Genomic DNA, 23,756 nt, shown 5'->3' on the forward strand with positions numbered 1-23,756 from the left:
TAACCAAGTAGTACGTCTATCTAATACTCGGTTCGTCTGAGGGCTGTTCTGAGAAGGTAGACAAGAGAACAAGCACACCTACTAATGATGTGCTACCACAATCTCATCATAACTTTTTTATAAGCTTACACTTCTCTACACAAACATTTGTAAACATGTTACACTATACCAAACAACGGATTGTTCAGTTTTTTAACTAACAGATGCTTTAGTAAATGAAGAAAAGGTTCTACATATTAGTCATATCTAATATGTAGAACCCTTTAACTTTCTATCTTTATTGAAATTAGGTCTTGATAAATCGAATTATTGGATAAATATAAGCACTTTAAAATCACAGATGCAGTTATCTTAGGTTAAAAGAAAACCCGTTTACTATGCTGGTGGGCAAACAATTAAGTAACGATAAGTATCAACCACTCGCAAATGTAGAATTTGGATTCAAGCCAGAGGAAAAAACTGCATTCAGGGAAATAAAATGAATTTAAGTTAAGTTCCCCAAAGGAATATTAAAAAATATACAAAAATATTATAATCTAAAAAGCACGATAAGCTATGAATACTTGATATTAAAGTAATCTAATAAATAAAAACTAAAAGATACCAACCCACTTAGACTCTGGGAAAAAAACACACCACCTAAGTGGTTGTCATAATAAGTATGAAACACTCGTTTACATGACGAGTGTTTTTTTCGAAAATAAAATACATACTGAGAGAGACAAGGGAAAGTATGTACTCCGAATAACTTAGATATCGAGGATTGCATTGTCATTGAAGGTATTTAAAATCAACCTACTCAACAGGAAATAATTATTGTCCCATCCCAAAATGCCTTCTGCCAGTATTTCAAAAGGCAAGGAAAATGAAGAAATCAGTCGCTTGATGGAGGAATGTGGGATTGAATTTGTCTTTTCTTGCGCTTACCCGGGAAATTTTTTTATTGCCTAAACAAACATTTGAACATTTTGTTAAAGGGAGATAGGGGGGGACTGCCAAATGAAAGTACGACTCCAATTGATATCCAACTACTATAAGAAAAATAGCTACCTGTTAAGGCAGCCATTTATTATTCCGCAACATTGCCCATAGCAATAGAAATTCGATTCCAACTGTTAATTTGATTAATCAAGATAACCAAATCGACATAAGCCTTTTCATCAAAATGCTTGCGCACACGCTCATATAATTCATCAGGAACGCGTTTTTCTGGAATAAGCGTAATATGTTCCGTTAATTCTAATGCTGCTTTTTCAGCATCTGAATAAAAAGTACATTCTCTCCAAGCGCTAATGCAGTATAAGCGCTGTTCAGTCTCTCCCATTTTCTTCGCATCAGCAGTGTGCATGTTGATGCAATAGGCACAGCCATTAATTTGAGAAGCTCTAATTTTAATGAGCTCACGAAGCTTTCTCTCAATACTACTTTTTTTAGTGTATTTTTCCATTTCCATCATTATCTTCATAGCATCTGGTGCAATTTCATAATAATTCATACGTTGTGTCATTGTGAATCCCTCCATTATTTATTAGCTAATTCAACTGATAATTGATCCGCTTGATAAAGTGCATTTTGCAAGACATCTTCTGTATTCAATAAGGCTGTTCCTTGGACACGAAGAATATTAAAATCTTCTATTCCAAGAAAGGCAAACATTGATTTAAGGTATTTGTAAGAATACTCTACTTCGGTATACCAATCGCCATTTGTATAAATTGAACCACTTGCCTGTATGAGGATCATGCTCCTTCCATCATTTAATAAGCCCACAGAACCATTTTCCGTATATTTGAATGTTTCTCGCGCAATTAGAATGTTATCCATATAATCCTTTAGCTTTGAAGGAATATTAAAATTATGCAAAGGCATTACAATTAAATATTTATTAGCACTTTTAAATTGAACTAAAATTTCATTCATGCGTTCCAAAACTTCATTTTCTTCGTGTGTTAAAGGATCTCCATTTCGTGAATGTTCCCAGCCACTTAAAACGATCTTATCTATCATCGGAACAACGTCTTCATATAGATTAATTTGCTCAATTACTTCATCATCCTGTTTATTTTCTTTGTATGTCCCTAGAAAATGATCTAATACTTGAAGGCTCAAAGATGTCTTTGACTCCACTTCAGGGTGTGCATTTATCACAAGTAGTTTACGCATAAAAATCCTCCAGTTAAATAAAGTTGTTACTAATCGTCGATTGATTTTATCGTTGATTAACTTTGTCTACAATATACGCTTTTCATTTTCGTTTGTCAAACTGATTCATTTATGTATAGCTAAAATGTGTTACTATCATGGTAAGCAAAATGTTTTAAGAGGGTGGAATAATGAAATATAGTGTGATGGTTGAATATGCCCTACACAGTCTTGTTTATTTAATTGATGTACCAAAAAATGAAAGTATAGGAATAAAGGATTTATCAGAATTTCAAGGATTATCGGAGACCTATCTTTCAAAAGTTTTAGGGAAATTGTCCAAGGAAGGAATTGTTAGCTCGGTATCTGGTGTAAAAGGGGGTTATCGACTCAATAGAAAACCTGAAGATATTACATTTTGGGATGTTGTACGAGCTGTTGAAGGTGAAGATCCGATATTTCAGTGTAAGAATATTAAAGCGAATTTTGCTTATCAAAATAAAAAACAAAAGTGTGAGTCTTGTTCAAGTCAATCGAACTGTACGATCAATAGTGTCATGCTGGAAGCGGAAGAACACATGCGAAATTATTTAAGAAGCAAAACGATAGCGTGGTTAGAAGAAGAATTACTGCGGACTCTACCAAAGGAGCAAATAGAAGAAGCAAAAAATTTTTTTAAAAAAACAATTTGATAACTTGAATCGAATCATTTTGGATGTATGTAAATTCGGTTTACCTGAATGAAAATCTAAAGCGGGAATTTTATCCTGAAGGAATTAACCAAAATTGTGAAAAACAAAAAACCGGCAAGGATGCCGGCTGCGGATGTTGAATGAAAGCTATTTTGAATTATTTTCGTTAGCAAATTTACCAGAAGCAAATTTTTTGTTTGCTTCAGCTTGTTGAATTTGTTGTCTGATTTGGTTAACATCAGTTTCATTCCCAAATTCAACGTTCGTTGACTTCATTGCGTTCATAGAACCAGAAGCCTGTTGCTTTTTAGCTTCAGCTTGTTGAATTTGTTGTCTGATTTGATTAACATCAGTCTCGTTCCCGAATTCAACATTCATTGAATTCATTGCGTTTGGAGCTGCATTAGGAATTTTTGAGTTGAAATTTTGGTTGTTGTTATTATTCGCCATTAAATATCACCTCCTGAAAAGTAGTGTGTGCAGAAGGTTTTTTACTATCCATACATTTTAGAAAAACCTAACCAATTTGGACTGGCACTACAGAGTGAGGACCTCTAGTATCAAATTTGCATAGTTTAAGAAATCTAGTTTTCCTAGTATAATTGTAGTAAGTTCGTTATTGTGTTTAGAGATTGGAGAAATGTATGAAAGATCGTAAACAAATCGTTATCGAATCAACATTACAATTATTTACTGAAAAAGGGTATCAGCATACATCGGTTCAGGATATTTTAGATAAGGCAAATATTTCGAAAGGTACATTTTATAATTATTTTTCATCTAAAAACGAATGCCTGAAAGCCGTATTAGAGCAAAATCGTCAAGAGCGAAATGTTTTAAAAGAGGAAATTTTAGTTGGTAAGAAAAAAGATGATGTAGACGTTTTAATTGAACAATTAATCGCCACATTAAAAATTAAAGAAAAATATAATTTAATGCCATTATTTCGAGAAATCTCCTTTTTGCATGATGAAGAGCTGCAAGAAATTCTTGCGGAACATCGCTTTCATGAAATCACCTGGTTAAAAAACAGATTCTATGATATTTATGGAGAAGAAGGAAAGCACTATTATTATGAGTGTGCGGTCGTCTTTTTTGGCACATTCCAATATTTATCTTTTTATTGGAATTTGGCTACTAATATGACGATAGATCTAAAAAAAGTGGTTACTCGGTCATTGAAATATGTAGAAAGTTTTCTGCCAGAAATGATTAAGAGTGGAGAAATTCTATTAGAGCCACAGGAAATGTTTTTATTAGAAAAGGATCTAGCCTATAAGTCCATTACTAATAAAGAAATACAAGAGAAATTAGAGAAATTTTGTAAAAAAATCTCGACAATCGAACTTCCACAAAAATCACTCGAACTCTCTAGCTTACTTTTGGATGAAGTGAAGAGAGAAACACCCCGCATGAGTGTTTTAGAGATCATGCTACAGCCATTTCGTGCTTCTTTCGCTGAAACGATTTATAAATATGAAGCTGAAGAAATAGCCAACCTTTTCTGGCTCTTTATGAAGATGAAAAACAGCAAGTCATAAATGAATGATTGAATAACTAGACCAGCTTTTTAGCATAAAGTTGGTTTTTTCTTTTGTATTCGCTGGCTATTAATACTAGTGAGGGCATTAAGTTTTTTCATTCTTTTGTCAGTGAATATTTGATACTTGGTGGAATCGTGTCATTTTTCATAAAGCGGAAATAATAAAAGTATACATTTTCCACCAATTAAAATTTGATCTATAATTCCTACCCAATTCATGTTGAAACCGTATTAAGACACAACAAGTAAGCTCACCATAGACGACAATACATTCTCGGTTTAAGTGAATTACTAATTCAGGAAGTGTTATAATAATTTTACAGATTGTGGAGGTGGAGAGAGCTGGTGAAGGAAATAAGAGAACTATGGATGATTACATTTAAAATATTTTTAGAATTAATAAGAATTATTATCCTTTTTTCCATTATTGGATGCGTGATGTGGGGAGGCGCTAGGCTTATTTATACCTCTTTTGGAATAAATGTTGATGGTTCATACGCTGGGTGGCTGGGGGGAATCGCCATATATAGTTTATTGTTTGTCCTCTATCGTAATAAACTGCAGTTTTCGGGATTTTATAATGGTCCATATCGCCAAAAATTATCCCCTACAACCACTACCATTTTTATTACGATTTCCGTTTTTTTATTAATACTGCCACTTTTTTGGCGTCCTCATTTTTAATATAGTTTCATTTGATACATCAAAAAGAATGAAAAGAGGGTTACTACTGTGAAAGAATGGAAGGATAGGGCAGAAGTATCTTTTGTCACGGATATTTCCCGATTCGATTACCTGAGACAGCAAATTCAAGAAGTGGCTGAAAAATTCAGTTTCAATCATCAGCAACTTGCGAAAATATTTGATTTACCAATGAATGAGCTGGATAGTTTATTGAATAACAAGGGCAATATCACGACGGAGCAGCTAGATAAGATTGAACGAAAAATAGTTATGTTATGTGTTGGCTTTGAAGGCTTTGATGCAAGGGAAAGAGCCGCATTGCTTTTGAATGACCTCATTAAGGATTACATGTTTTCAACGGCTAGTGTCGCGAAAATGATTCATGTCGAGGAAAAGGACTTAATCGATTTTAGACAAGAGATATCGATCGATAAGAACGTAGAATTGAAAATTTGCGTGAATAGTATCATGCTTCATTTTGTATTACATGACTAATGACAAGCCATGGTATTTTGGACTAAATCATTCACGAAGGATGAATAAAAAATCTTCTCTTCTTCGCTGACATTCTTCATCACTTCCACGATTTCCTTCATACATAGTAATGATGAGAACCACACACATTAACCTCAAAAAGTATGGGGGTTCCAAAATGAAAAGTGCCAATAAAGTGTATGTGCTTTTATTTATCGTAGTTTTCTCATTTTCTTCAACCGTATATGCAGAAGAACATAAGGAAGGTATTCTTGTATACCATGTGAAATATGATTATGAAGCTATAAGTAAATTTTTGGGCATGACAGTGCAGGAATACGACCAAGAGTGGAGGAAAGGTCTTTCGATTGCAGAGATGGCGGAGAAAAAAGGAATTGCTAGAAGAGATGTAGAAGGCTATTTTTATCAATTTCATTATGAAGAAATGCAAAAATGGCGAAAAAAGGGTGTCATGACGGAGAAACACTATTTCCATCTTGTGTATGGATTAGCCGATGAAATAGAGGAATTTATTGATCGTAATCCCAACCGATAACATTTCTCTATACCCTAAGAGTAATTCTTTTAAAGTTTAAAGGCAGAAATGTTGCTTGCACAACATTTCTGCCTTCGTTCATTTATTTTTGTGTAATACGCTCGAAAAACTCCAGTGTTCTGTTCATATCCGTAACATGTTCATTGCATGTTTGACTATCTGCACAAATGTAATTACTGTGGTTGGTAAACGTGCCTACCACCTGTCCTTTAATGGACGTAGTAAATAGGCCTACATCTGAATGGCGATTACAGATAGCGCAAATGCCGCGAACGGTGTTATTGGCAAATATCCCTTTGATCCCTTTTAGCTGCCCATTTTGCTCAAGGACAACATACTTTCGATGTGTGCCAGCATCATCCCAAGCAAGATAACAAATTTGCTGAAAATCGAGTGCTTCTAGATTTGGTAGCTTGAGCTTCTTTTCTTTTTTAAATAATGCTTTAAGCGTACTAGCGGTCACCGGTTTGAACGGGATGACATATGGTTTTAATTGCTCTAAAAATGCATCACCTTGTGCACGATCTGTGACAGCAAAAAGCTGGTCAATCAGCATTGTTTCTGCTGCTGATAATGCTAATTTTGTCGTTACCTCCGTATCAACAAGGCCACGTACTGCTAGGATAACGTTTTTATCCTTTGTTGTTGTCAGTGCATGTAAAATTTTATTTAATTGCTGTTCTAGTAAATGATAGTTGGCAACCGTTAAAAACGGCTGAATTGTTTGTTGTTCCATTTGAAATCTCTCCTGTTTATTAGGCTATTTGATTACTTTTTGGCCTAAAGAGATCATTCAATTTCTGTTAGTTTATAACTTAATCTTGACCTCTTTGACCTAAAGAAGTCGTTCTAGAGCATGCATTACAAGTGAATGCGATCATTTAGATCCCTCCTTTAAAGGAAACGTTGATTTATATGGGTTTACATGAGGTTTTATAATAGGTTGAATTAAATAGGCAACCAATTTACATTAATTTGTTATAAATTATAAGTGTCTATAGATATAGTAACATGTGATTGCCCTAATTGCTCTTGAATTGTTTTGAAATTACTCCCTTTACAATGGTATAAGATGCAAAGGTTCATGCAAATTTATTAGACGAAATTGTTTGTCTATAATCAACATTTCCATCTTCATTATATGCAGGACACTATTTATTTTTCTTTTGTTAGGCTAATTTTTGTAATCTTGATGTATAAGAATTAGGATTGATTACTTAAGTTTAATGAACTAATTATATTTCTACCATAAAAAAGAATAAAGTAAATTAGTGTAACATTTATAAAAAAATAAAGTATATTAAAGTGAATTTGAGTAATGCCATTTATAGTAAATAAAGCAATTGCGGATGATAACTCATTCTCACCGATGTAACTTATAAAGGGGAATGGGGCTCCAAATTTGTTAGAACCAAAAGATGCAAAGAAAATGGACATTAAGCTCATTATAATGCTAACCCATAACAACGCCTTTTTGTTTGTACCTTGCATTAAGTCATCTCCTTTTATATTTTAACTACCCAGTATTATTATATCGTAAAAAGTTGAATGTGGTAATATTTTGGTAATTTATAATAAAATATTATCCAGAATGTTTATTGTAATTTTTATACATATTGATATTATAACAGCTTATGAAAATTTGAAAATTGATAAAGTACTGTTTATTTTCTGAATTGTTGGAAAGGTAATTAATTGGTATAATGGACTGAATTGGTTAATGAAGGGGGATTTATGATGAAACAGATGACTGAACGTAAATTAATGAATGCTTGGAGAATTTATACATTGTAGGAGGCACTATGCTATTAAATAAACAAGGTTTTGATTTATGGGCCGATGGATACGACCAAACGGTACAACACAGTGAGGAAAAGTATCAATACCCATTTGCAGGCTATAAAGCGATTTTAAATAAAATTTTCAATGAAGTGATGGCTGTTCCCGCTTCCACAGTTTTAGATATTGGCTTTGGAACAGGGGTATTAACGGCGAAGCTTTATGAACAGGGGCATTCGATTTATGGCTTTGATTTTTCTGCGAACATGATTGCCATTGCCAAGGAAAAAATGCCAGAGGCTCACTTAATGGAGTGGGATTTAATGAATGGCTTGCCACAGGAGCTATTACAGCAGCCCTATGATGCGATTATTAGTACGTATGCGCTCCATCATTTTACAGATGAGCAAAAGTCTTTGTATATCACACAATTATTACAGCACCTATCACCAACAGGGAAAATTTTAATTGGCGATGTAGCTTTCCAGACAAGAGAGCAGCTGGAGCAATGTCGTCAAGATAGCAAGGGATACTGGGACGAGGATGAATTTTACTTTGTCCATGAGGAGCTAAAGGTTGCCTTACAGGAAATTTGTGAGTTAACATTTTACCCACTATCGCATTGTGGTGGAGTCTTTGTGATTAGTCGGAAGAATATAAATGCTGATTAGTGACCCCTTATATGGGGAGTTCGAGATAGATGGTTTGTTAGAGGAATTGATTGTAAGTAAGCCAGTTCAACGCTTAAAGGAAATTCATCAGGCTGGGGCAGGCTTTCTAGTAAATAGCAAGTGGACTATTTCAAGATTTGAGCATTCTGTAGGTGTCATGCTGCTTATTAGACAGCTTGGCGGTTCATTGCAGGAGCAGGTGGCAGGCTTATTACATGATGTGTCCCATACCTCTTTTTCCCATGTGGTGGATGTGGTCCTTGAAAATGAGGCGGAAGATTACCATGAAGCGATATTCATGGATGTTATCAAACAGTCTTCAATACCTGCGATTCTTGAAAAATATGGCTACGAGGTAGAGAACATACTAGATACATCCAGATGGTCGTTACTTGAACAACCTGCTCCAGCATTGTGTGCGGATCGTATAGATTATACATTAAGAGATATGTATTTTTATGGAAATTTAGCCCTTGAAGATATCCAAAAATTTTTACAGGACTTATTCGTTTTTCAGGGGAAATTGTGTGTTAAAACGATTGAGCGTGCAGAATGGTTTGTAAAAATTTATTATCAGGAAGTGTTAGATTTTTTCTTGCACCCTTTAAATATCTATGCGACAAGTTCGTTAGCGAATGTATTAAAACTGTCGCTAGCAAAACAAATTCTAACGCTTGAAGATTTCCTAAAGACTGATCATGAGGTATTGCAGCAGATGAAGGCTTCACATGATCGAGACGTTCAAGCTCTTGTACAACAATTACATGAAAATGTAGAGGTAAGAGAAGAACAAGAGAATCATGACATTCATTTTCGCAATAAAGTGCGACTCATCGATCCAGCTATCTATCATCAACAGCGACTATGGAAGGCGAGCGAGGTATCTAACTATGTCAAAGCAATGAATGTCTCTGCTTTGGAAAGGTTTGAGCAGGGAGTTTATGTGAAAATAATCAATGAGGAGCTGTCATAGGACAGCTCCTTTCTTTAGGCAAACATGGATAAAATATATTTGCCAGAAAGCATAAATACGGCATAGACAGCGAGCGCACTCATAACGGAAATGCCTGGTTTAAACCAGCTTGTTAGGAGGAACGCGAGCACGGTAAATAACAGCATGCCAACCGCTCCAAATACCGTGTTTTGAAGAACAGTATGAAAGGTATCTTCTTTCATATTTTTCATTTGCATGCCCATATTAATGAGCGTCAATATCGGTAAGGCCGTAATAATACCTGATAAAAATAAATACTTAGATTGGCTAAGTAGTAGCGCGAGCACCATGATTGTGCCACCTACTAAAAAATAGAGAAAGTATAACATGGGATGCCCTCAATTAAATTCAGAATAGAGTAATAATACTGTAGAACGTAAGTGTTCACAAGTACCCATTGATACTATTTAGCAAGAAGCGCAGAAAGATAGATGTTTATGAAAAATAGATAGAATTTTTGAGAGGGGGTGAGTAGTAATGTCCATTCTATCCTTTATGCTTTTATATGTAGTAGGCATACCAATCTCTACGCTGCTGCATGAAATTGGGCATACATTGGGTGTTATAGTATGTTCAAAGGAACGAGTCCATGTTTATTTAGGTGCAAAACATCTTCCTGAAAACTTGCGTATAGGTCGTATACATTTCCATATTCGATGGGGATTGTTTGGCTTCTGTACCCCACAACAAGGGAGTAGCTTAACGCGCAAGCAGTCGCTCGGATTTATAGCGGGTGGTCCTATCATGACTTTAGCAGTATTACTTTTTGCCAGCTATCTAGCCCGTTATTTTGCTGCTTATGCAGGGATACACTATTTTTTCAATAGCCTTTTTTATTTGAATACTTTTCAATTTCTTGCAACAGCAGTCCCGCTAATTTATCCAAACTGGTATAAGCCCTATGCAGGTTTACCCTCAGATGGCTATCAGATGCTAAGCTTACTGAAGAAAATATCTGAAAATAAAAACTTTAACGAGGTCACTTTTAATATATCGTTGTATACGATATAATCGTTTTGAACGATATATTAAAGGAGTTATTACAATGATTAAAGATATAAATGATTATTTTACAACGATATTCTATCATCTACATACAACCCATGAAGATGTTATTTCCCATCAGAGTGTGCGTATTTTGCAAATGATACAAAAGGAAGAGGAAGTGACGGTGCGTGATATAGCAGGGTTACTAAATATTTCTCCTAATACGGCATCAGAGCATGTGAAAAAGCTAGAGCGTCATGGCTGGGTGATGAAGGAGCGTGCAAGTGACGACCAGCGTAAGGTCATGCTACATTTGACAGCAGAAGGGCTACAAGTGTTGAAGAAAAACTCGGAGCTAGATGATGATAAGCTACAGCATGCACTTAATCAGCTAACTGAGCAGGAACAGCAAGCCATTCTACAGGCGTTTCGACGTCTAAGTGAGGTGGCAAAATAATGTATACATTCTTTAAAATTTTGAGTTCAGCAGCCATCATTGGCGTTGTGACGGAGGTTGCACGACGATTCCCTACCTATGGAGGAATTATTGCTGCGTTGCCATTGGTGAGTATTTTAAGCATTATTTGGCTGACAGTGCAAAGTGAGTCGAGTGAGCATATTCAACGCTTTACGGTAGGCGTTATCGTTGGCTTGCCCGCAACGATGTGCATGCTATTTGTGATTTACATGGCGATGAAATCCTCTGTACATATTGTACTAGCTATTGGACTTGGTGTGCTATCCTGGGCTGTATTTTTAGGCATACAAAAAGCGATTGCAGGGGTTTTTCATATTTCCATTTAAGAAGGAGTTTATAAAATGACGATTATTGCCATACATCAACTACCAAAACGAACTGTAAGCGAATTTTTTCAGGAACATTGGGGTACGACAGAGATGGTCATTTCCAGTGGCATTTATGATTGTAGTGAATTAGCGGGCTTTGCTTTTATGAATGAGCAACAAATGATGATCGGTTTAATCACCTATATCATGCAGGAAGAGGACTGTGAAATCATTTCGTTAGATAGTACGGTTGAGGGGAAAGGTATTGGTTCTGCTCTTGTGAAAGCAGTAGAACAAGCAGCAATGGAGCAGGGCTGTACAAGCATATCACTTATTACAACAAACGATAATTTGCATGCATTGAAATTCTATCAAAAACGAGGCTATTGTTTAATAGAAATACTGCGTAATGCAGTGGAAAAAGCAAGAGCCTATAAGCCTTCTATCCCACTCATTGGTAATGATGGTATTCCAATACGAGATGAAATACGTTTACAAAAACAACTTGACTGTCAATAAGTCAGGTTGTTTTTGTTATACTAGTTGGGAGGAAAGAGAGGGAAAGTATGAAAAAAATACTATTTATTTTAGTACTGAGTGTGCTAGTGGTCGGGGCAATCTTTATGATTTATCTCAAGAGCAATCCACCACTTGTTATTCAAAGCTATAGCAGCAAACAAGGCAATGAAGCAATCAAAATCATCGCACTTGAAAATACAGGGCTGCGTGAAATTAAGCTAAAGCAAATACTGGTGAATGATCAGCGTCCTGATAACGCGAAGCTTGTAATAAGTAAGTCAGAACCTTTTGAGGCGGAAACAAAGCTAGAGGGAAATGATCAACTATCTTTTCATAAATTAGCACAGCGAACGATCGTACCTCAAAGATACATAAATCAACAAGCTATTGGCGAGCAGCCACAGCATTATGCAGTACAAGTTCTAGCATCTAACAGCCAGAAAGTAACGATACACTATGAATACTTAAAAATACCTTTTACGCTTACAGTTGAGCTTCAAGCCAACAAATAATCACTTTTTGTCTTATCCTTTATGCCTGTGTCAATTTCTAAGATTGTTTGGTGAAAAGCTCCTATCCCTCCTAGAACATGGTAATATTGTATTAACAGCAATTGTGATACTAGGAGGGACCTAATGGCATTTATCATCTTGGGTATAGTACTATTTATCTGTGTTATCACTGTGACATTAGTGTTTATGAAAAAGCTTTTAAAAAATGATATTATGCTTGAAGTGACAGCCACTTGTGAAGGAAAAAATGAAGACAATCAAGCGATTATGAAGATATATTTTAGGTATTCCATTGGACGTCTTGCCAGAAGGAAACGAGAAATGATAGGCAGTATTGAATGGTCTGAAGGGTGGATGCCTGTCAGCTATAATTTAAAAGAACATGGCGTGTATGATGAAGAACGACTTCTGTATGCAACGAATGAGCAAACGTATTCCACCTTTGAAATCAATGCGACGAATGCGCTTGATGAGCAAGGACGTGGAGAGGGCTACGTGGTCCTTGTATTGGAAAAGCCAAATACCTCTCATATGTCCCGAGCGGGTGTTATTCTCGCTGTGACAGCCAATATGGTTACATATCAATTATCAGACTCGACTAGCTGGCACAATGATATGCTAGCGAACTAGCTATCCAATGTATTGGATAGCTTTTTTTGTATTTACAAGTAAAAATAGGCTGTTTATGGAACCAATTGCGGAAAATAACGTATAGAAAGAAGAAGGACTTGCAGGAGGAAGGAGGATATAGATGTCCGAACAACATAGCAAATACAATGATTCAAGGCTTGTCACAATAGATGAGCAAATATGTGCACTTTTGCAGCAACGAAAAGAGCAAGCTGCTCTTACTCCAGGCTTGCCTTCGGATGATACCATTTCGAAATGGGCACAGCAATATGGTTTCGATGATACTTTTTTAGCGTTGTTTTTCCAGTTGATTAAATCAGAAAAATACTATACTTCAAAGGTAGAACCTTCAGGCTTCCGTCACTATATCCCTGTATTGAAAACGGTAGCAAAGGGAGAGCGTTTGTATACGGTTTCTTATGTTCGTCAATATGACAATGCAAGTGTGGTGCAATTATTAATTGATTGGGATGAGCAGCAAGAACCTCAGCTAACGATTCAGCAAAAATTAGAACGAAAACATTTTGGTCTATACATTGATGCGTCCTATGAATGCCGAAGTAAAGGTACAGGTGGCTCAAATGGACATGAAAGCAGTACGTATGTGGTGACACCACCCTTGCCAGATGATTTAAGGGGACTTCATTTTGTTTTTACAGAATACGAGGATGCCTTTGAAGAAAAGCCGACAGGGTGGGCTATCACCATACAAGGTTAGGGGGATATTTAATGAAAAAATGGATGTTTCCACTTGCCCTCATCATCCTATTGACAGCTTGTCAAAGCCCCGAGCAGGAGATACATTATATCGCCAAAAGTGAGCATTGGAAAGCCATCTACCATAGTAATGGTGAGGTGGGCTTACGCTTATTTTATCTGGGAGATGATGATGATTTGGGGCCTTTAGAAATTACAATTGAGGGGACAAAAGAATCCCAAAATTTAAGTGATGTTCAGTTAAATAAAGATGGCTATTATTCCTTCACAAAAAAAGAAAGTGAGAAAATCTTTAAACGAGAAACAAAGCCAATGATCCATGTAGAATGGCAATCTGAAAATGAGACCTTAGAAGTGAAAAATCATTAGGAGATAATAATAAAATGCGAATTGAACAGCGCGAAGATATAGTGATTATTGATGGGCTAGAAATCATCGGTACGATTCAAAAAAATCAACAATGCCCGAGTTGTCAAAATTCCATCATCTATGATGACACGTTTGATAGTTATTTTTGTGCGATGTGTAATGAGTGGCAAGAGGAGGCATGTGATGACCCGCATTGTCACTATTGTGTTCAACGTCCAGAACGCCCATTGCAAGTCCGTCGCTAAATTTTTTTCTTTTTTAGTGTTTGACAAAGAATTCACTATTCGTTATAGTAATTAACAATTTCATACAAAATGAAATGGGCAATGATAAGGACAAGAGATGCGATTAACCATTTATAGAGAGGGGGGCCTTGGCTGCAAGCTTCCTAATGTCGTACTCCCATCTTACTACCTTGGAGCCGTGCTTGGAAACTTGCACCGTTTTTTGCGGCGTTACAGCAAAATCAATGAGCCACTAGCTTATAAACTAGTGGGAATTTGGGTGGAACCACGGGTAATCAACACATACTCGTCCCTTCTTAGGGGCGGATATGTGTTTTTTTTATCTACACAATTATGCCAAGGTGTAATTGATTTTATTACTAAAAGGAGTAGAGAAACATGTCAAATCAACGTATTCACATTCAATTTCCAGATGGTCAACAACAAGCATTTACTAAAGGTGTGACACTAACCGATATTGCACAAGCGATTCGTCCAGAGCTTCGTAAAAAGGCAGTCGCAGGGAGTGTTAACGGAACCATCATTGATTTGACGCGCCCGATTATGGAAGATGCACAAATTACATTGTACGATGCAAGCTCAAAGGAAGGGATCGAGGTCATTCGCCATTCTACGGCCCATTTATTAGCGCAGGCAATTAAACGACTTTATCCACATGCACAATTTGGAGTAGGACCAGTCATTGAAAATGGCTTTTATTATGATATAGATATTGCTGATACACTGACACCGAGTGATTTACAGCAAATTGAAAAGAAAATGAAGCAAATTGTACAGGAAAATATCCCGATTCATAGACGCGAGGTTTCACGTGAAGAAGCAAAGCAATTATTCGCCCATGATGCGTTAAAGCTTGAACTGTTGGAGGCGATTCCTGTAGATGAGCTAGTTACGATTTATGAGCAGGGAGATTTTTATGATTTATGTCGTGGTCCACATGTCCCGTCTACAGGCAAATTACAGCATTTTAAATTAATGCATGTGTCAGGCGCTTACTGGCGAGGCGATAGCAATAATCAAATGCTTCAGCGTATTTATGGCGTTGCCTTTGCTACAAAAGAGGAACTGCGCGATCATTTTATCTTCTTGGAGGAAGCAGAAAAGCGAAATCATCGTAAGCTAGGTAAAGAGCTATCGTTATTTATGTTTTCAGAGGAAGCACCTGGCATGCCCTTCTATTTAGCCAATGGTCAAATTTTACGCAATGAACTGGAATCGTATTTGCGACATTTACAAGCAAAATATGATTATAGGGAAGTACGAACACCGCTGATGATGAACCAACGCTTATGGGAGCAGTCAGGTCACTGGGATCATTATAAGGACAATATGTATTTCACACAGGTGGATGACCTAAGCTTTGCCTTAAAGCCGATGAACTGTCCTGGGCATATGCTGATTTTCAAAAATGCCTTACATTCCTATCGGGATTTACCTATACGTATGGCAGAATTTGGGCAAGTGCACCGACATGAATTTAGTGGCGCCTTGAATGGTCTGTTACGTGTACGAACTTTTTGTCAGGATGATGCCCATATTTTTGCAACACCACAGCAAATTGAGGATGAAATTGCACTGGCCTTAAAGATTATAGATGAAGTGTACAACGTCTTTGGATTTGCGTATACGATTGAATTATCGACACGACCAGATGATTATATGGGTGATTTGGCACTGTGGGATCAAGCAGAAGCAGCACTTGAAAATGTCCTAAACAATTTAGGTATTGCCTATACAATTAATGCAGGGGACGGGGCTTTCTATGGACCGAAAATTGACATCCATATTAAAGATGCGATTCAGCGCAGTCATCAATGTGCAACGGTTCAGCTTGATTTCCAGCTACCAGAGAAATTTGATTTAACGTATATTAATGAGCACAACGAAAGGGTGAGACCTGTTGTCATCCATCGTGCAGTGTTTGGCTCAATTGATCGCTTCTTAGGTATTTTAATCGAGCATTTTGGCGGAGCATTCCCAACTTGGCTGGCACCACAGCAAGTCCAAGTGATTGGGGTAGCTGAGGCACATCAAGGCTATGCCAAGCAAGTTGTTGAAGCTTTACAACAAGCAGACATCCGTGTGCAATTAGATGACCGCCAAGAAAAGCTCGGCAAAAAGATACGAGAAGCCCAATTGCAAAAAATACCATATATTGTGGTTATCGGTGATCGTGAGGTTGCCAACCGAACTGTAGCTGTTCGCAGACATGGTCAGCAAAATTCCACTGATAAGTCACTACAGCAATTAATAGAAGAAGTCACAGCAGCCATTCAACAAAAAAGTTTAGCTTAATTCAAGTAAAGAAAGCTTGCGATGAATGTTCGTCATTCATCGCAAGCTTTTTAATTGTTAAGAAATTTTTACTTCTATTTTTTTGAAATGACTACTAGAATCTACATGGTGTGCATACAATGAATTAAAGGTGCTTGGAACTTTCTTGAAAAAGCGAATGTCCCAGTATTACTTCTTGTGTTTCAGCGTCGATGACAAGAAATTTGCGATAGGATTCATCGGTATTGTGCTGAAAGGATGCTAAAAAATAAACTTGTCGATTGGGATGAATAAAAGTATGTTGAGAGAGGTCTATTGTTTCCTGTTTACCATCTGTTTGTAAATAAAAACGTTTTGTCGCATTTGCTACATCTTTAAAAGCCATCTTTTGACGAATATTCAATGAAGCATTGGTATATTCCTCATAAATCGCACGATTAAGCTGCTGATAAAATGTGTCCTCATCACGAAACGATTGAAATTGGTTGTTTGGATATTGATATAGTGTATTTATTTCAGTTGGTGTGCAAAGTGTGGGTGATGTATGGTCTACTGAATGTTGAGGTGGCAATAATATTTTGGAAACAACCATAAAAGTTAAGATGAATACGTGCATCATTCAACCTCCAAATGTTTTCTTATCAAAAACATCGCCTACTTTTTCATTCTCTATACATTCTGAGAAATGGCTAGGTGAATGCATGTATCATCCCCGATAAAACCAGCCAATAAAACATGGCCTGGCTTTATCATATCTATACTTTCTTCTATTATATGCCTCGTTATGATTAGGAAGCTTGTGCTTGTTTTAAATATCTATTAAGTAAGACATCCAATTCTTGACTGTAATCTACTACAATAGGGTGGGTGAAACCAAGATCCTTTGCTTTTTTATACATAATTCTTCGTTTGATCTCAATTTCCGCCTTCAAGAATTGTTTAAGTAATAAGTTAACCAAGATATTTTCCTCCTAATTTTTTATCCATATTCTTGAAATAAATTTTTATGACCTCGATTCAACTTTTTCATTGTATATCACTTATATTAAAAAAAATGTCACATTGTGTATCGTTTCTTAAATTCGTAATTTAGTCATAGATAGGGTACTTCATCCTATTTAGCCTGGTTGAAAATTTTTATATATTATAGATAAAAATTACTGTAAAATTCCCCTTTTATAGAACTTAATATATGACTTAAAACCCTATTCATGTGCTGGATAGGGTTATTCACGTTCTTTGTTTTAGAAAATATTAAGGGGGAAATGGAGAAGTCTTAAGTCTTTTATACTAAGAAAAAAGTTGTGATTAGAGATTGAATTTTCCGATAATTAATCGCGGAATTCATATCTTGTCACATTTTAGCAAATTCCCTTTTTTGTTGTTTAGAAATGGGGACATTTCATTGTCTATGGTGAAATGTTGAGAATTTTTGAAATTAATGGAATAATGGATGGTAGATGAGGTGATGCAGCGCATGATGAAAAAACTGGTTTCCATCATTGCTTTTTTAAGTTTACTAACGGCATGTGAAAGGGAGAAGCCCTTACAGGAACCGACCATTGTGTATGACATGGATACGACATCGACATCCACATCCACTGAATTTAGCTATGTAGCCGATTTATCTTTGGAAAAAAGAGAGGCCTATCAAGCATTTTTAAACGATGGAGAAATTCGTCATTTGCAGACCTTTTCGCCAGAGGAAATGCTGCTAATTATGTTTGATTTAGTGGAGGAACCTCGTATGGATGCATTGTATGCGATTACTTACAGCAATGATGCATTCCCCACAAAAGAATTGTTTGAGCAATACTATACGGATTCACTTGCAGGTGATTTGCTTGTTACCTATTTCATGTATAGATTTTATGATCGAATAGTGATTAATGAATCGAGCACCCCTGATTTACAGGTCGTTCAACTGGAAATTTCCGTTGGGAGTCAGCGCTACATAAAAACATACGCCCTGCAACAGCAAGAGGGGATTTGGAAGGTTCATTTAGCTACAGATCAAAGAGGAGAAACAGATGACTGAAATTTATTTTGTTAGACACGCACATGCTCATTATTCAGAGGATGAATATCATCGTCCACTATCTGCTCAGGGACAAAGGGATGCAGAGTGTGTCACAAATCTTTTGAAGCATCATCGAATCGACGCAGTTTATGCTAGTCCTTATCGTAGAGCCATTCAAACAGTGGAGGGGATTGCACAGGCTCGTCTTTTACCCGTTCAAACGATAGATGCTTTAAAAGAAAGACAACTTGCTACTGGGAAGCTGGAGGATTTTCATGCAGCAGTTCAACGGGTGTGGCAGGAGCCAAGCTTTGCATGGGCAGGTGGGGAGTCCAATCAACAGGCAATGGCTCGCGCTATTCCAAGTTTGCGAAACATCCTTCTCACGCATCCACAGGAGTCTGTCGTTATCGGTACACATGGCAATATCATGGCATTGATGATGCAATATTTTGATGCCCAATACGATTATGCATTTTGGCAAACGTTAAGTATGCCAGATATCTATCGATTAGCCTTTCAAGGGCTATCCTTACAGGAAGTAACACGCGTGTGGCAAGAGGACTGAACAAAAAAAGAGATACTACAGCAATCATAGTATCTCTCTTGTGCTATTCTGTTAATTCCTCTCCCAATCGGAGCGTAAGAGGCCAAATAAAACTACGTCATGGAATGTACCGAAGCGGAAAATTTCTTGGCGTAAAATGCCTTCTTTTGTGAAGCCACATTTTTCATAGGAGCGAATAGCTGCTGGGTTAAAGCTAAAAACCTGAAGCTTGATTTTCTGAACAGCTATATATTGGAAGATAAAATCAATAAGCGTTTTCATTGCATCCGTGCCATAGCCCTTGCCGTGCCACTCTTTCCCAATTGAAATGCCCACTGAGCAAGTGCTATTTTGCCAATTCACTGCATAAACGCCACAGGAGCCTATTAACTGTTGTGACGCTTTTTCATAGATACCGAAAAAGTATTCCTCCTTCTTTCCGCTGATACTGTTAAAGAAAGCGGTGTGATCCTCTACAGTTTGTGGAAAGGGAATCTCATCATTAGCAAGTAGCAAAGAGGTGATTTCGCTTTCGATTGCTATAAAAGCCTCTAGGTCAGCAGTAGTCATTTGTTGTAAAGTGATCGATTGACCTGTTAAAAATGTTTTCAAATAATGTTCCATTATTGTATTCTCCCTTATAGAAGGGCTGCAAGTAGCGTTACAACCCTACGATTGTTGGTAATATTTTCACGTCTACTGCATCTTTCACACTCATAAATCCACCCCTTTTTTTGTGCATACTTCCATAGTAGCATGAGGGACTAAGAGAATGGAAGAAATTATGTTAAAATATGTCATAGTTAAAGAGAGAGAGGGATTAAGATGCGCACAACATATTTTGCGAATTTATTACAATACTTACCACAAGAAGAGCAGCAACAATTACAACAGGCTTTTGGTGCTTCAGAGACACAAATTCAGGCCTTGTTAGAAGTATTTCCGAACTGCCCACAAGCTTTGGTGGAGCTATTACAGGATGTCAATGGTACATATTATTGTCAGCATGGGCAAGAAACGATCTGTGTTTTAGTGCTAGGCTCTGATTTAGGGGATTATCCGTATTATTTAAAATCGGTGGAGCAAATCGTGAAAGATTATCATGACAAGCGTGAAACAATTTATGAGCGCTATCAGGAATTTTTAGCGTATGTGGAAGTAGATGAAAAGATTAATATGCATGTCCCGTTAAATGAACGGCTCTGCTTTGCAGATTGTATGAATAATGGGGGCACATCAAGCCTATATATTGATTTTACGCCAAATGAAGCGGGACAAGTTGGCCAGGTGGTTCGTTATGTCCATGATCCTGATAGCTTTGAGGTGATTGCAGCTTCGTTTGAGGATTATTTACAGCAACTTATAGAGGGAGACTATGAATTCACCGCTATTTACGAGGAGGAATTCGAGTGACTATGCAGCTCATGTTCTATGAGGACAAAGCACAAAATTTAGTAGAACAATATACCCTAACAGAAGAGCAGCTACGCTATACAAAGTCTCCAAAAGAAAGGCATTGCACTTGCTAAGCAGGATAATAGTCGGCATGCCATTTTAGCAATGGACGGTAACAAGCTAGTCACGTTCTTTGTCTTACATGAAAAAGAGGGGGTGACGCCTTACTCCTCCAACGAACAGGCGCTATTAATCCGTTCCTTTTCCACTGATTTTTATGAGCAGGGCAAAGGCTATGCCAAGACAGCACTCCAATTATTGCCTGACTTTGTTCGCAAGCATTTCCCATCCATCAATGAGCTGGTGCTCGGGGTCAATGTACCAAATAGGCTGCTCAAGAACTTTATAAGCGATGTGGCTTTGTCGATGAAGGCAGACAGGCGATGGGACTTCGAAATGAGCTAAAGGTGATGAGCTACTATATGAAGGAGGTTGAAAATTGAGCCATCATATAATTGAAGCAAGAATGGAGCATTTACAAGCACTTTGTACAATCGATCAAGAAGTAATTGGAGATTCATCCAGAGCGGAAGAAATTCAGCAAGCTATCAAAGAGAAACGCTGTTTGCTATACCAATCCGCTGATACCATTGGGGGGTTTTTGCTATTTAGCAATGACTTTTTTGGCTATAGCTTTATTTCCTTAGTCATTGTCAAGCCGTCCGAGCGCAGAAAGGGGATCGCATCTGCCTTAATGACCGCTTATATCCAAATGGCTAAAACAGCAAAGGTTTTCTCCTCTACAAATCAGTCCAATAGGCGTATGCACCAGCTTTTTCATAACCTAGGCTTTGTCAAAAGCGGTTTTATCGACAACTTGGATGAGGGAGACCCGGAAATTATTTATATGAAACAAGCCTCACCACAAACATAGGGTGAGGCTTTCGTTTATTTTTTTGCTTTGATGAATAAAAAGGATGGTCTGCGTAGCTCCTTTTCAATAGAAGGAAGCTGTTGAATGGCTGCTGTGCTTGGAATTGGTTCTACGATTTTATCAATGGTTAACCCATGGGTAATCAATGTATTGACCAGTGTCGCTATAGTGCGATGATATTTGACAACACCATCCACCAACCATGTTTGCTCACGCAAGCCTTCTTCCTGGTAATGATCCACAGCATAGTGCAGACGTTGATGATTGTCATCATATACCCAATTATCATCTGTTGTATGACGAGCTGTAGCAATAGGATGCTCTACAGAGAAAATAAATACACCGTTAGGACGTAGCATGTGAGCAATTTGACCAATGACCGCATCGAAATCTTTGACATAATGAAGAGATAGGGAGCTGGTTATACAATCAAAACTAGCCGAAGGAGCCTCATAATCCTCTATTGCCTGTAGCTGATAGTCAATTTGTGAGTGGGCATGCTCCTGTTTAGCGACGGACAGCATATTGCTCGAAACATCTAATGCGGTTACGTGCTTGGCTTGATGGTCGATACAATACTTGGCGAAATCCCCCATACCACAGCCAATATCGAGTACCTGTAAATTTGTCAACGGTGGAAGTAAAGCCTTCATCGTGGGCTGCTCCAAAAGACGGTTATAATTAGATGCTTTTTGTCTCAATGTCTTGTAGTGATGAAAAAATATCGGATTATCATAAATATTTTGTTTCATTAAAAGCCTCCAGTTTATGAAACATAACGTTATGTTATTTGTGCGCATCATTATTGTCCCATGTAGATAGAAAAAGAAATAGACTTTTATTACAATTTTTTGTAAGATGTAGATAGAGGCATACCATTTTTTTTGATACAGTTATCTTCCATTTAATGGGACATTTTATCGTTCCCTCTACATAATGATTGATCCTACCAAGCACATCCCCATTTCCATGTCATAAAAATGTAACAATTTGAAAAAATAAAAATATTTAAAGGTAAAACATGGCACTTCTTACACGCTATAACGTTCTTACTATTTGGAAGCATATTCCGAAAAAGAGACGTTGGAGGGATTCTATTGAATCAAGAAAGTTTATTATCCATTAGTAGCAATGCCTTATTTATTGCCTTTATTCTACTACTCATTGCTATTGTGCCATTAGGGCTAGCAGTCAAATCAAAGAGAAAAACATTCGGTAAGCTTGGACTATTGCTCACTTATATAGCCTTTGCCCTACAGCTCGTGTACTTTGTTGTCAGATGGGTGGCGGTTGACCATGCACCTGTCAGTAATATGTATGAATTTATGACGTTCTTTGGCATCATGCTTACAGGAAGTTACTTAATTATCCATTTCTTATATAAGCAAATCGTGGTTGGCTTATTCACGATTCCTGTATCCTTAATCATCCTTGGTTATGGAAGCGTTTTCGCGAAGGAAGTATCGCCGCTTGTTCCATCATTACAAAGTAACTGGTTAACAATTCATGTCATGACTGTGGCCTTTTCTAGTGCCATTTTATCTGTATCCTTTGCTACAGGTTTAATTTACTTATTAAGAACGCTGGATGTTTCCAAAAAATCTATCAGTACATACGGGCTTGAGTTTGTGTTGTATTGTTTGGTGGTTGTCATTGGCTTTATTGGCGTATCGACGTTTTTCAGCCTTGCCACAGAAGAGGTGCAGGTACAATTCGATAATGCACAGGGACAGCAAGAAAAAGCCACTTACTCCATGATGCCCCTGATTGTCAGTAAAGGAGCCGTCACCGAGAAGGGTGAAGCAATCGGTGGTGTCGAAATCACAAATAAAATAGATGCCAAGAAATTAAACTCGATTGTCTGGGCATTTATTGTGGGTACTATTTTATATGGTGTCATTCGATTCATCACAAGAAAATCAGTGAGTGCCTTATTAAAGCCATGGACAAGCCGCGTACAGCCACAATTAATGGATGAGATTTCCTATCGCGCAGTTGTTATCGGCTTCCCATTATTTGCATTAGGTGGCCTGCTATTCGCCATGATTTGGGCGCAAATTGCCTGGAGTCGCTATTGGGGCTGGGACCCGAAAGAGGTGTGGGCATTAATTACCTTTTTATTCTACGCAGCCTTCCTCCATTTTCGCTTATCCAAAGGCTGGGAAGGAGAAAAAACAGCCTGGTTGGCCATCATCGGCTTCGGCATTATTGTGTTCAACCAAGTATTTGTCAATCTAGTCATTGCCGGCTTACATTCTTATGCCTAGTTAGAGGTAGGGGGTCTTG

General features: G+C 37.3%; 31 protein-coding genes and 1 pseudogene. 23 read left to right on the forward strand and 9 right to left on the reverse strand.

The window, feature by feature from the left end:
* Positions 1-1,069 precede the first annotated feature (1,069 nt).
* Positions 1,070-1,507: a carboxymuconolactone decarboxylase family protein gene (locus B3D98_RS04275; RefSeq protein WP_288580911.1), complete on the reverse strand. Its 438-nt coding sequence runs from the start codon at positions 1,505-1,507 to the stop codon at positions 1,070-1,072.
* Positions 1,508-1,521: 14 nt separating this feature from the next.
* A complete protein-coding gene (locus B3D98_RS04280; RefSeq protein ID WP_054549282.1) occupies positions 1,522-2,163 on the reverse strand; it encodes an FMN-dependent NADH-azoreductase in 642 nt (213 codons plus the stop codon).
* A gap of 170 nt (positions 2,164-2,333) precedes the next feature.
* On the opposite strand from B3D98_RS04280, the gene B3D98_RS04285 reads away from it, so the two are divergent.
* Complete coding sequence (locus tag B3D98_RS04285) at positions 2,334-2,834, forward strand: RrF2 family transcriptional regulator (protein ID WP_288580918.1); 501 nt, start codon at positions 2,334-2,336, stop codon at positions 2,832-2,834.
* Between the two features lie 147 nt (positions 2,835-2,981).
* Here B3D98_RS04285 and B3D98_RS04290 read toward each other — a convergent pair whose 3' ends face one another.
* Positions 2,982-3,284, reverse strand: a complete 303-nt coding sequence (locus tag B3D98_RS04290; protein WP_259418912.1) for a gamma-type small acid-soluble spore protein — start codon at positions 3,282-3,284, stop codon at positions 2,982-2,984.
* A 194-nt stretch (positions 3,285-3,478) separates the two neighbouring features.
* Between B3D98_RS04290 and B3D98_RS04295 the strand changes: the two genes are divergently transcribed.
* From B3D98_RS04295 to B3D98_RS04310, 4 genes are all read left to right on the forward strand, one after another.
* The gene (locus B3D98_RS04295) at positions 3,479-4,375 is read left to right on the forward strand and encodes a TetR/AcrR family transcriptional regulator (protein WP_054549280.1); all 897 of its coding nucleotides are present in this window, start codon (positions 3,479-3,481) and stop codon (positions 4,373-4,375) included.
* Between the two features lie 347 nt (positions 4,376-4,722).
* On the forward strand, positions 4,723-5,061 hold the full coding sequence (locus tag B3D98_RS04300) for a hypothetical protein (protein WP_231595711.1): 339 nt from the start codon (positions 4,723-4,725) through the stop codon (positions 5,059-5,061).
* A gap of 48 nt (positions 5,062-5,109) precedes the next feature.
* Complete coding sequence (locus B3D98_RS04305; protein WP_054549279.1) at positions 5,110-5,556, forward strand: HTH domain-containing protein; 447 nt, start codon at positions 5,110-5,112, stop codon at positions 5,554-5,556.
* Positions 5,557-5,713: 157 nt separating this feature from the next.
* Entirely contained in the window at positions 5,714-6,091 is a 378-nt protein-coding gene (locus B3D98_RS04310; RefSeq protein WP_054549278.1) for a hypothetical protein, read from the forward strand.
* Positions 6,092-6,173: 82 nt separating this feature from the next.
* Here B3D98_RS04310 and B3D98_RS04315 read toward each other — a convergent pair whose 3' ends face one another.
* Positions 6,174-6,827: a FusB/FusC family EF-G-binding protein gene (locus B3D98_RS04315; protein ID WP_048394543.1), complete on the reverse strand. Its 654-nt coding sequence runs from the start codon at positions 6,825-6,827 to the stop codon at positions 6,174-6,176.
* A 1,066-nt stretch (positions 6,828-7,893) separates the two neighbouring features.
* On the opposite strand from B3D98_RS04315, the gene B3D98_RS04320 reads away from it, so the two are divergent.
* Together B3D98_RS04320 and B3D98_RS04325 are read left to right on the forward strand one after the other, a co-directional pair.
* Complete coding sequence (locus B3D98_RS04320) at positions 7,894-8,541, forward strand: class I SAM-dependent methyltransferase (protein ID WP_115674627.1); 648 nt, start codon at positions 7,894-7,896, stop codon at positions 8,539-8,541.
* Complete coding sequence (locus B3D98_RS04325) at positions 8,531-9,514, forward strand: HD domain-containing protein (RefSeq protein ID WP_288580925.1); 984 nt, start codon at positions 8,531-8,533, stop codon at positions 9,512-9,514. The genes B3D98_RS04320 and B3D98_RS04325 overlap by 11 nt, the downstream gene beginning before the upstream one ends.
* Before the next feature lie 14 nt (positions 9,515-9,528).
* Here B3D98_RS04325 and B3D98_RS04330 read toward each other — a convergent pair whose 3' ends face one another.
* Entirely contained in the window at positions 9,529-9,825 is a 297-nt protein-coding gene (locus B3D98_RS04330; RefSeq protein WP_081977528.1) for a hypothetical protein, read from the reverse strand.
* Positions 9,826-10,012: 187 nt separating this feature from the next.
* On the opposite strand from B3D98_RS04330, the gene B3D98_RS04335 reads away from it, so the two are divergent.
* The 10 genes from B3D98_RS04335 to thrS all read left to right on the forward strand — a co-directional run bounded on the left by B3D98_RS04335 (position 10,013) and on the right by thrS (position 16,595).
* Positions 10,013-10,546 (forward strand): hypothetical protein, encoded by a 534-nt coding sequence (locus B3D98_RS04335; RefSeq protein WP_115674625.1) that lies wholly within the window; start codon positions 10,013-10,015, stop codon positions 10,544-10,546.
* A 34-nt stretch (positions 10,547-10,580) separates the two neighbouring features.
* Positions 10,581-10,979, forward strand: coding sequence for a MarR family winged helix-turn-helix transcriptional regulator (locus B3D98_RS04340; RefSeq protein ID WP_036219134.1), 399 nt, complete (start codon positions 10,581-10,583; stop codon positions 10,977-10,979).
* A complete protein-coding gene (locus B3D98_RS04345; protein WP_016993931.1) occupies positions 10,979-11,326 on the forward strand; it encodes a DUF3147 family protein in 348 nt (115 codons plus the stop codon). The genes B3D98_RS04340 and B3D98_RS04345 overlap by 1 nt, the downstream gene beginning before the upstream one ends.
* 15 nt (positions 11,327-11,341) lie before the next feature.
* The gene (locus B3D98_RS04350; protein ID WP_066036853.1) at positions 11,342-11,827 is read left to right on the forward strand and encodes a GNAT family N-acetyltransferase; all 486 of its coding nucleotides are present in this window, start codon (positions 11,342-11,344) and stop codon (positions 11,825-11,827) included.
* A 47-nt stretch (positions 11,828-11,874) separates the two neighbouring features.
* The gene (locus B3D98_RS04355; protein WP_288580939.1) at positions 11,875-12,339 is read left to right on the forward strand and encodes a hypothetical protein; all 465 of its coding nucleotides are present in this window, start codon (positions 11,875-11,877) and stop codon (positions 12,337-12,339) included.
* A 123-nt stretch (positions 12,340-12,462) separates the two neighbouring features.
* On the forward strand, positions 12,463-12,969 hold the full coding sequence (locus tag B3D98_RS04360) for a hypothetical protein (RefSeq protein WP_054549270.1): 507 nt from the start codon (positions 12,463-12,465) through the stop codon (positions 12,967-12,969).
* A 121-nt stretch (positions 12,970-13,090) separates the two neighbouring features.
* Positions 13,091-13,687 (forward strand): hypothetical protein, encoded by a 597-nt coding sequence (locus tag B3D98_RS04365; protein ID WP_048394530.1) that lies wholly within the window; start codon positions 13,091-13,093, stop codon positions 13,685-13,687.
* An 11-nt stretch (positions 13,688-13,698) separates the two neighbouring features.
* Positions 13,699-14,055, forward strand: coding sequence for a hypothetical protein (locus tag B3D98_RS04370; RefSeq protein ID WP_288580945.1), 357 nt, complete (start codon positions 13,699-13,701; stop codon positions 14,053-14,055).
* A 14-nt stretch (positions 14,056-14,069) separates the two neighbouring features.
* The gene (locus B3D98_RS04375) at positions 14,070-14,300 is read left to right on the forward strand and encodes a hypothetical protein (protein ID WP_048394522.1); all 231 of its coding nucleotides are present in this window, start codon (positions 14,070-14,072) and stop codon (positions 14,298-14,300) included.
* Between the two features lie 378 nt (positions 14,301-14,678).
* Complete coding sequence (thrS, locus tag B3D98_RS04380; protein WP_288580950.1) at positions 14,679-16,595, forward strand: threonine--tRNA ligase; 1,917 nt, start codon at positions 14,679-14,681, stop codon at positions 16,593-16,595.
* A gap of 124 nt (positions 16,596-16,719) precedes the next feature.
* On the opposite strand, the gene B3D98_RS04385 is transcribed toward thrS, so the two are convergent.
* Together B3D98_RS04385 and B3D98_RS04390 are read right to left on the reverse strand one after the other, a co-directional pair.
* Positions 16,720-17,190 (reverse strand): hypothetical protein, encoded by a 471-nt coding sequence (locus tag B3D98_RS04385; protein ID WP_048394519.1) that lies wholly within the window; start codon positions 17,188-17,190, stop codon positions 16,720-16,722.
* 172 nt (positions 17,191-17,362) lie between these two features.
* Positions 17,363-17,533: an aspartyl-phosphate phosphatase Spo0E family protein gene (locus B3D98_RS04390; RefSeq protein WP_004230265.1), complete on the reverse strand. Its 171-nt coding sequence runs from the start codon at positions 17,531-17,533 to the stop codon at positions 17,363-17,365.
* Between the two features lie 518 nt (positions 17,534-18,051).
* Here B3D98_RS04390 and B3D98_RS04395 point away from each other — a divergent pair.
* The gene (locus B3D98_RS04395; RefSeq protein WP_288580959.1) at positions 18,052-18,612 is read left to right on the forward strand and encodes a hypothetical protein; all 561 of its coding nucleotides are present in this window, start codon (positions 18,052-18,054) and stop codon (positions 18,610-18,612) included.
* On the forward strand, positions 18,605-19,162 hold the full coding sequence (locus tag B3D98_RS04400; RefSeq protein ID WP_054549265.1) for a histidine phosphatase family protein: 558 nt from the start codon (positions 18,605-18,607) through the stop codon (positions 19,160-19,162). The genes B3D98_RS04395 and B3D98_RS04400 overlap by 8 nt, the downstream gene beginning before the upstream one ends.
* A gap of 51 nt (positions 19,163-19,213) precedes the next feature.
* Here B3D98_RS04400 and B3D98_RS04405 read toward each other — a convergent pair whose 3' ends face one another.
* Positions 19,214-19,765 (reverse strand): GNAT family N-acetyltransferase, encoded by a 552-nt coding sequence (locus B3D98_RS04405; protein WP_048394516.1) that lies wholly within the window; start codon positions 19,763-19,765, stop codon positions 19,214-19,216.
* Positions 19,766-19,966: 201 nt separating this feature from the next.
* Here B3D98_RS04405 and B3D98_RS04410 point away from each other — a divergent pair, with 201 nt between their 5' ends.
* The 3 genes and pseudogenes from B3D98_RS04410 (at position 19,967) to B3D98_RS04420 (ending at position 21,470) form a co-directional block, all read left to right on the forward strand.
* Complete coding sequence (locus tag B3D98_RS04410) at positions 19,967-20,554, forward strand: SMI1/KNR4 family protein (RefSeq protein WP_048394514.1); 588 nt, start codon at positions 19,967-19,969, stop codon at positions 20,552-20,554.
* Positions 20,555-20,556: 2 nt separating this feature from the next.
* Positions 20,557-21,039: pseudogene (locus B3D98_RS04415) on the forward strand (GNAT family N-acetyltransferase).
* Complete coding sequence (locus tag B3D98_RS04420) at positions 21,036-21,470, forward strand: GNAT family N-acetyltransferase (protein WP_054549263.1); 435 nt, start codon at positions 21,036-21,038, stop codon at positions 21,468-21,470. The pseudogene B3D98_RS04415 and the gene B3D98_RS04420 overlap by 4 nt, the downstream one beginning before the upstream one ends.
* A gap of 14 nt (positions 21,471-21,484) precedes the next feature.
* On the opposite strand, the gene B3D98_RS04425 is transcribed toward B3D98_RS04420, so the two are convergent.
* The gene (locus B3D98_RS04425; protein WP_066036846.1) at positions 21,485-22,222 is read right to left on the reverse strand and encodes a class I SAM-dependent methyltransferase; all 738 of its coding nucleotides are present in this window, start codon (positions 22,220-22,222) and stop codon (positions 21,485-21,487) included.
* Between the two features lie 345 nt (positions 22,223-22,567).
* Between B3D98_RS04425 and ccsB the strand changes: the two genes are divergently transcribed.
* A complete protein-coding gene (gene ccsB, locus B3D98_RS04430; protein WP_288580966.1) occupies positions 22,568-23,737 on the forward strand; it encodes a c-type cytochrome biogenesis protein CcsB in 1,170 nt (389 codons plus the stop codon).
* Positions 23,738-23,756: the final 19 nt, after the last annotated feature.

This window comes from Lysinibacillus sp. UBA5994 (assembly GCF_002429725.1).
Classification (GTDB): domain Bacteria; phylum Bacillota; class Bacilli; order Bacillales_A; family Planococcaceae; genus Lysinibacillus; species Lysinibacillus capsici.

Bases quoted from the DNA above. Each gene is read 5' to 3' on its own strand.
- B3D98_RS04275 (WP_288580911.1), bottom strand. From the start codon at position 1,507: ATGACACAACGTATGAATTATTATGAAATTGCACCAGATGCTATGAAG.
- B3D98_RS04280 (WP_054549282.1), bottom strand. From the start codon at position 2,163: ATGCGTAAACTACTTGTGATAAATGCACACCCTGAAGTGGAGTCAAAG.
- B3D98_RS04285 (WP_288580918.1), top strand. From the start codon at position 2,334: ATGAAATATAGTGTGATGGTTGAATATGCCCTACACAGTCTTGTTTAT.
- B3D98_RS04290 (WP_259418912.1), bottom strand. From the start codon at position 3,284: ATGGCGAATAATAACAACAACCAAAATTTCAACTCAAAAATTCCTAAT.
- B3D98_RS04295 (WP_054549280.1), top strand. From the start codon at position 3,479: ATGAAAGATCGTAAACAAATCGTTATCGAATCAACATTACAATTATTT.
- B3D98_RS04310 (WP_054549278.1), top strand. From the start codon at position 5,714: ATGAAAAGTGCCAATAAAGTGTATGTGCTTTTATTTATCGTAGTTTTC.
- B3D98_RS04315 (WP_048394543.1), bottom strand. From the start codon at position 6,827: ATGGAACAACAAACAATTCAGCCGTTTTTAACGGTTGCCAACTATCAT.
- B3D98_RS04320 (WP_115674627.1), top strand. From the start codon at position 7,894: ATGCTATTAAATAAACAAGGTTTTGATTTATGGGCCGATGGATACGAC.
- B3D98_RS04325 (WP_288580925.1), top strand. From the start codon at position 8,531: ATGCTGATTAGTGACCCCTTATATGGGGAGTTCGAGATAGATGGTTTG.
- B3D98_RS04330 (WP_081977528.1), bottom strand. From the start codon at position 9,825: ATGGTGCTCGCGCTACTACTTAGCCAATCTAAGTATTTATTTTTATCA.
- B3D98_RS04335 (WP_115674625.1), top strand. From the start codon at position 10,013: ATGTCCATTCTATCCTTTATGCTTTTATATGTAGTAGGCATACCAATC.
- B3D98_RS04340 (WP_036219134.1), top strand. From the start codon at position 10,581: ATGATTAAAGATATAAATGATTATTTTACAACGATATTCTATCATCTA.
- B3D98_RS04345 (WP_016993931.1), top strand. From the start codon at position 10,979: ATGTATACATTCTTTAAAATTTTGAGTTCAGCAGCCATCATTGGCGTT.
- B3D98_RS04350 (WP_066036853.1), top strand. From the start codon at position 11,342: ATGACGATTATTGCCATACATCAACTACCAAAACGAACTGTAAGCGAA.
- B3D98_RS04355 (WP_288580939.1), top strand. From the start codon at position 11,875: ATGAAAAAAATACTATTTATTTTAGTACTGAGTGTGCTAGTGGTCGGG.
- B3D98_RS04360 (WP_054549270.1), top strand. From the start codon at position 12,463: ATGGCATTTATCATCTTGGGTATAGTACTATTTATCTGTGTTATCACT.
- B3D98_RS04365 (WP_048394530.1), top strand. From the start codon at position 13,091: ATGTCCGAACAACATAGCAAATACAATGATTCAAGGCTTGTCACAATA.
- B3D98_RS04370 (WP_288580945.1), top strand. From the start codon at position 13,699: ATGAAAAAATGGATGTTTCCACTTGCCCTCATCATCCTATTGACAGCT.
- B3D98_RS04375 (WP_048394522.1), top strand. From the start codon at position 14,070: ATGCGAATTGAACAGCGCGAAGATATAGTGATTATTGATGGGCTAGAA.
- thrS (WP_288580950.1), top strand. From the start codon at position 14,679: ATGTCAAATCAACGTATTCACATTCAATTTCCAGATGGTCAACAACAA.
- B3D98_RS04385 (WP_048394519.1), bottom strand. From the start codon at position 17,190: ATGCACGTATTCATCTTAACTTTTATGGTTGTTTCCAAAATATTATTG.
- B3D98_RS04395 (WP_288580959.1), top strand. From the start codon at position 18,052: ATGATGAAAAAACTGGTTTCCATCATTGCTTTTTTAAGTTTACTAACG.
- B3D98_RS04400 (WP_054549265.1), top strand. From the start codon at position 18,605: ATGACTGAAATTTATTTTGTTAGACACGCACATGCTCATTATTCAGAG.
- B3D98_RS04405 (WP_048394516.1), bottom strand. From the start codon at position 19,765: ATGGAACATTATTTGAAAACATTTTTAACAGGTCAATCGATCACTTTA.
- B3D98_RS04410 (WP_048394514.1), top strand. From the start codon at position 19,967: ATGCGCACAACATATTTTGCGAATTTATTACAATACTTACCACAAGAA.
- B3D98_RS04425 (WP_066036846.1), bottom strand. From the start codon at position 22,222: ATGAAACAAAATATTTATGATAATCCGATATTTTTTCATCACTACAAG.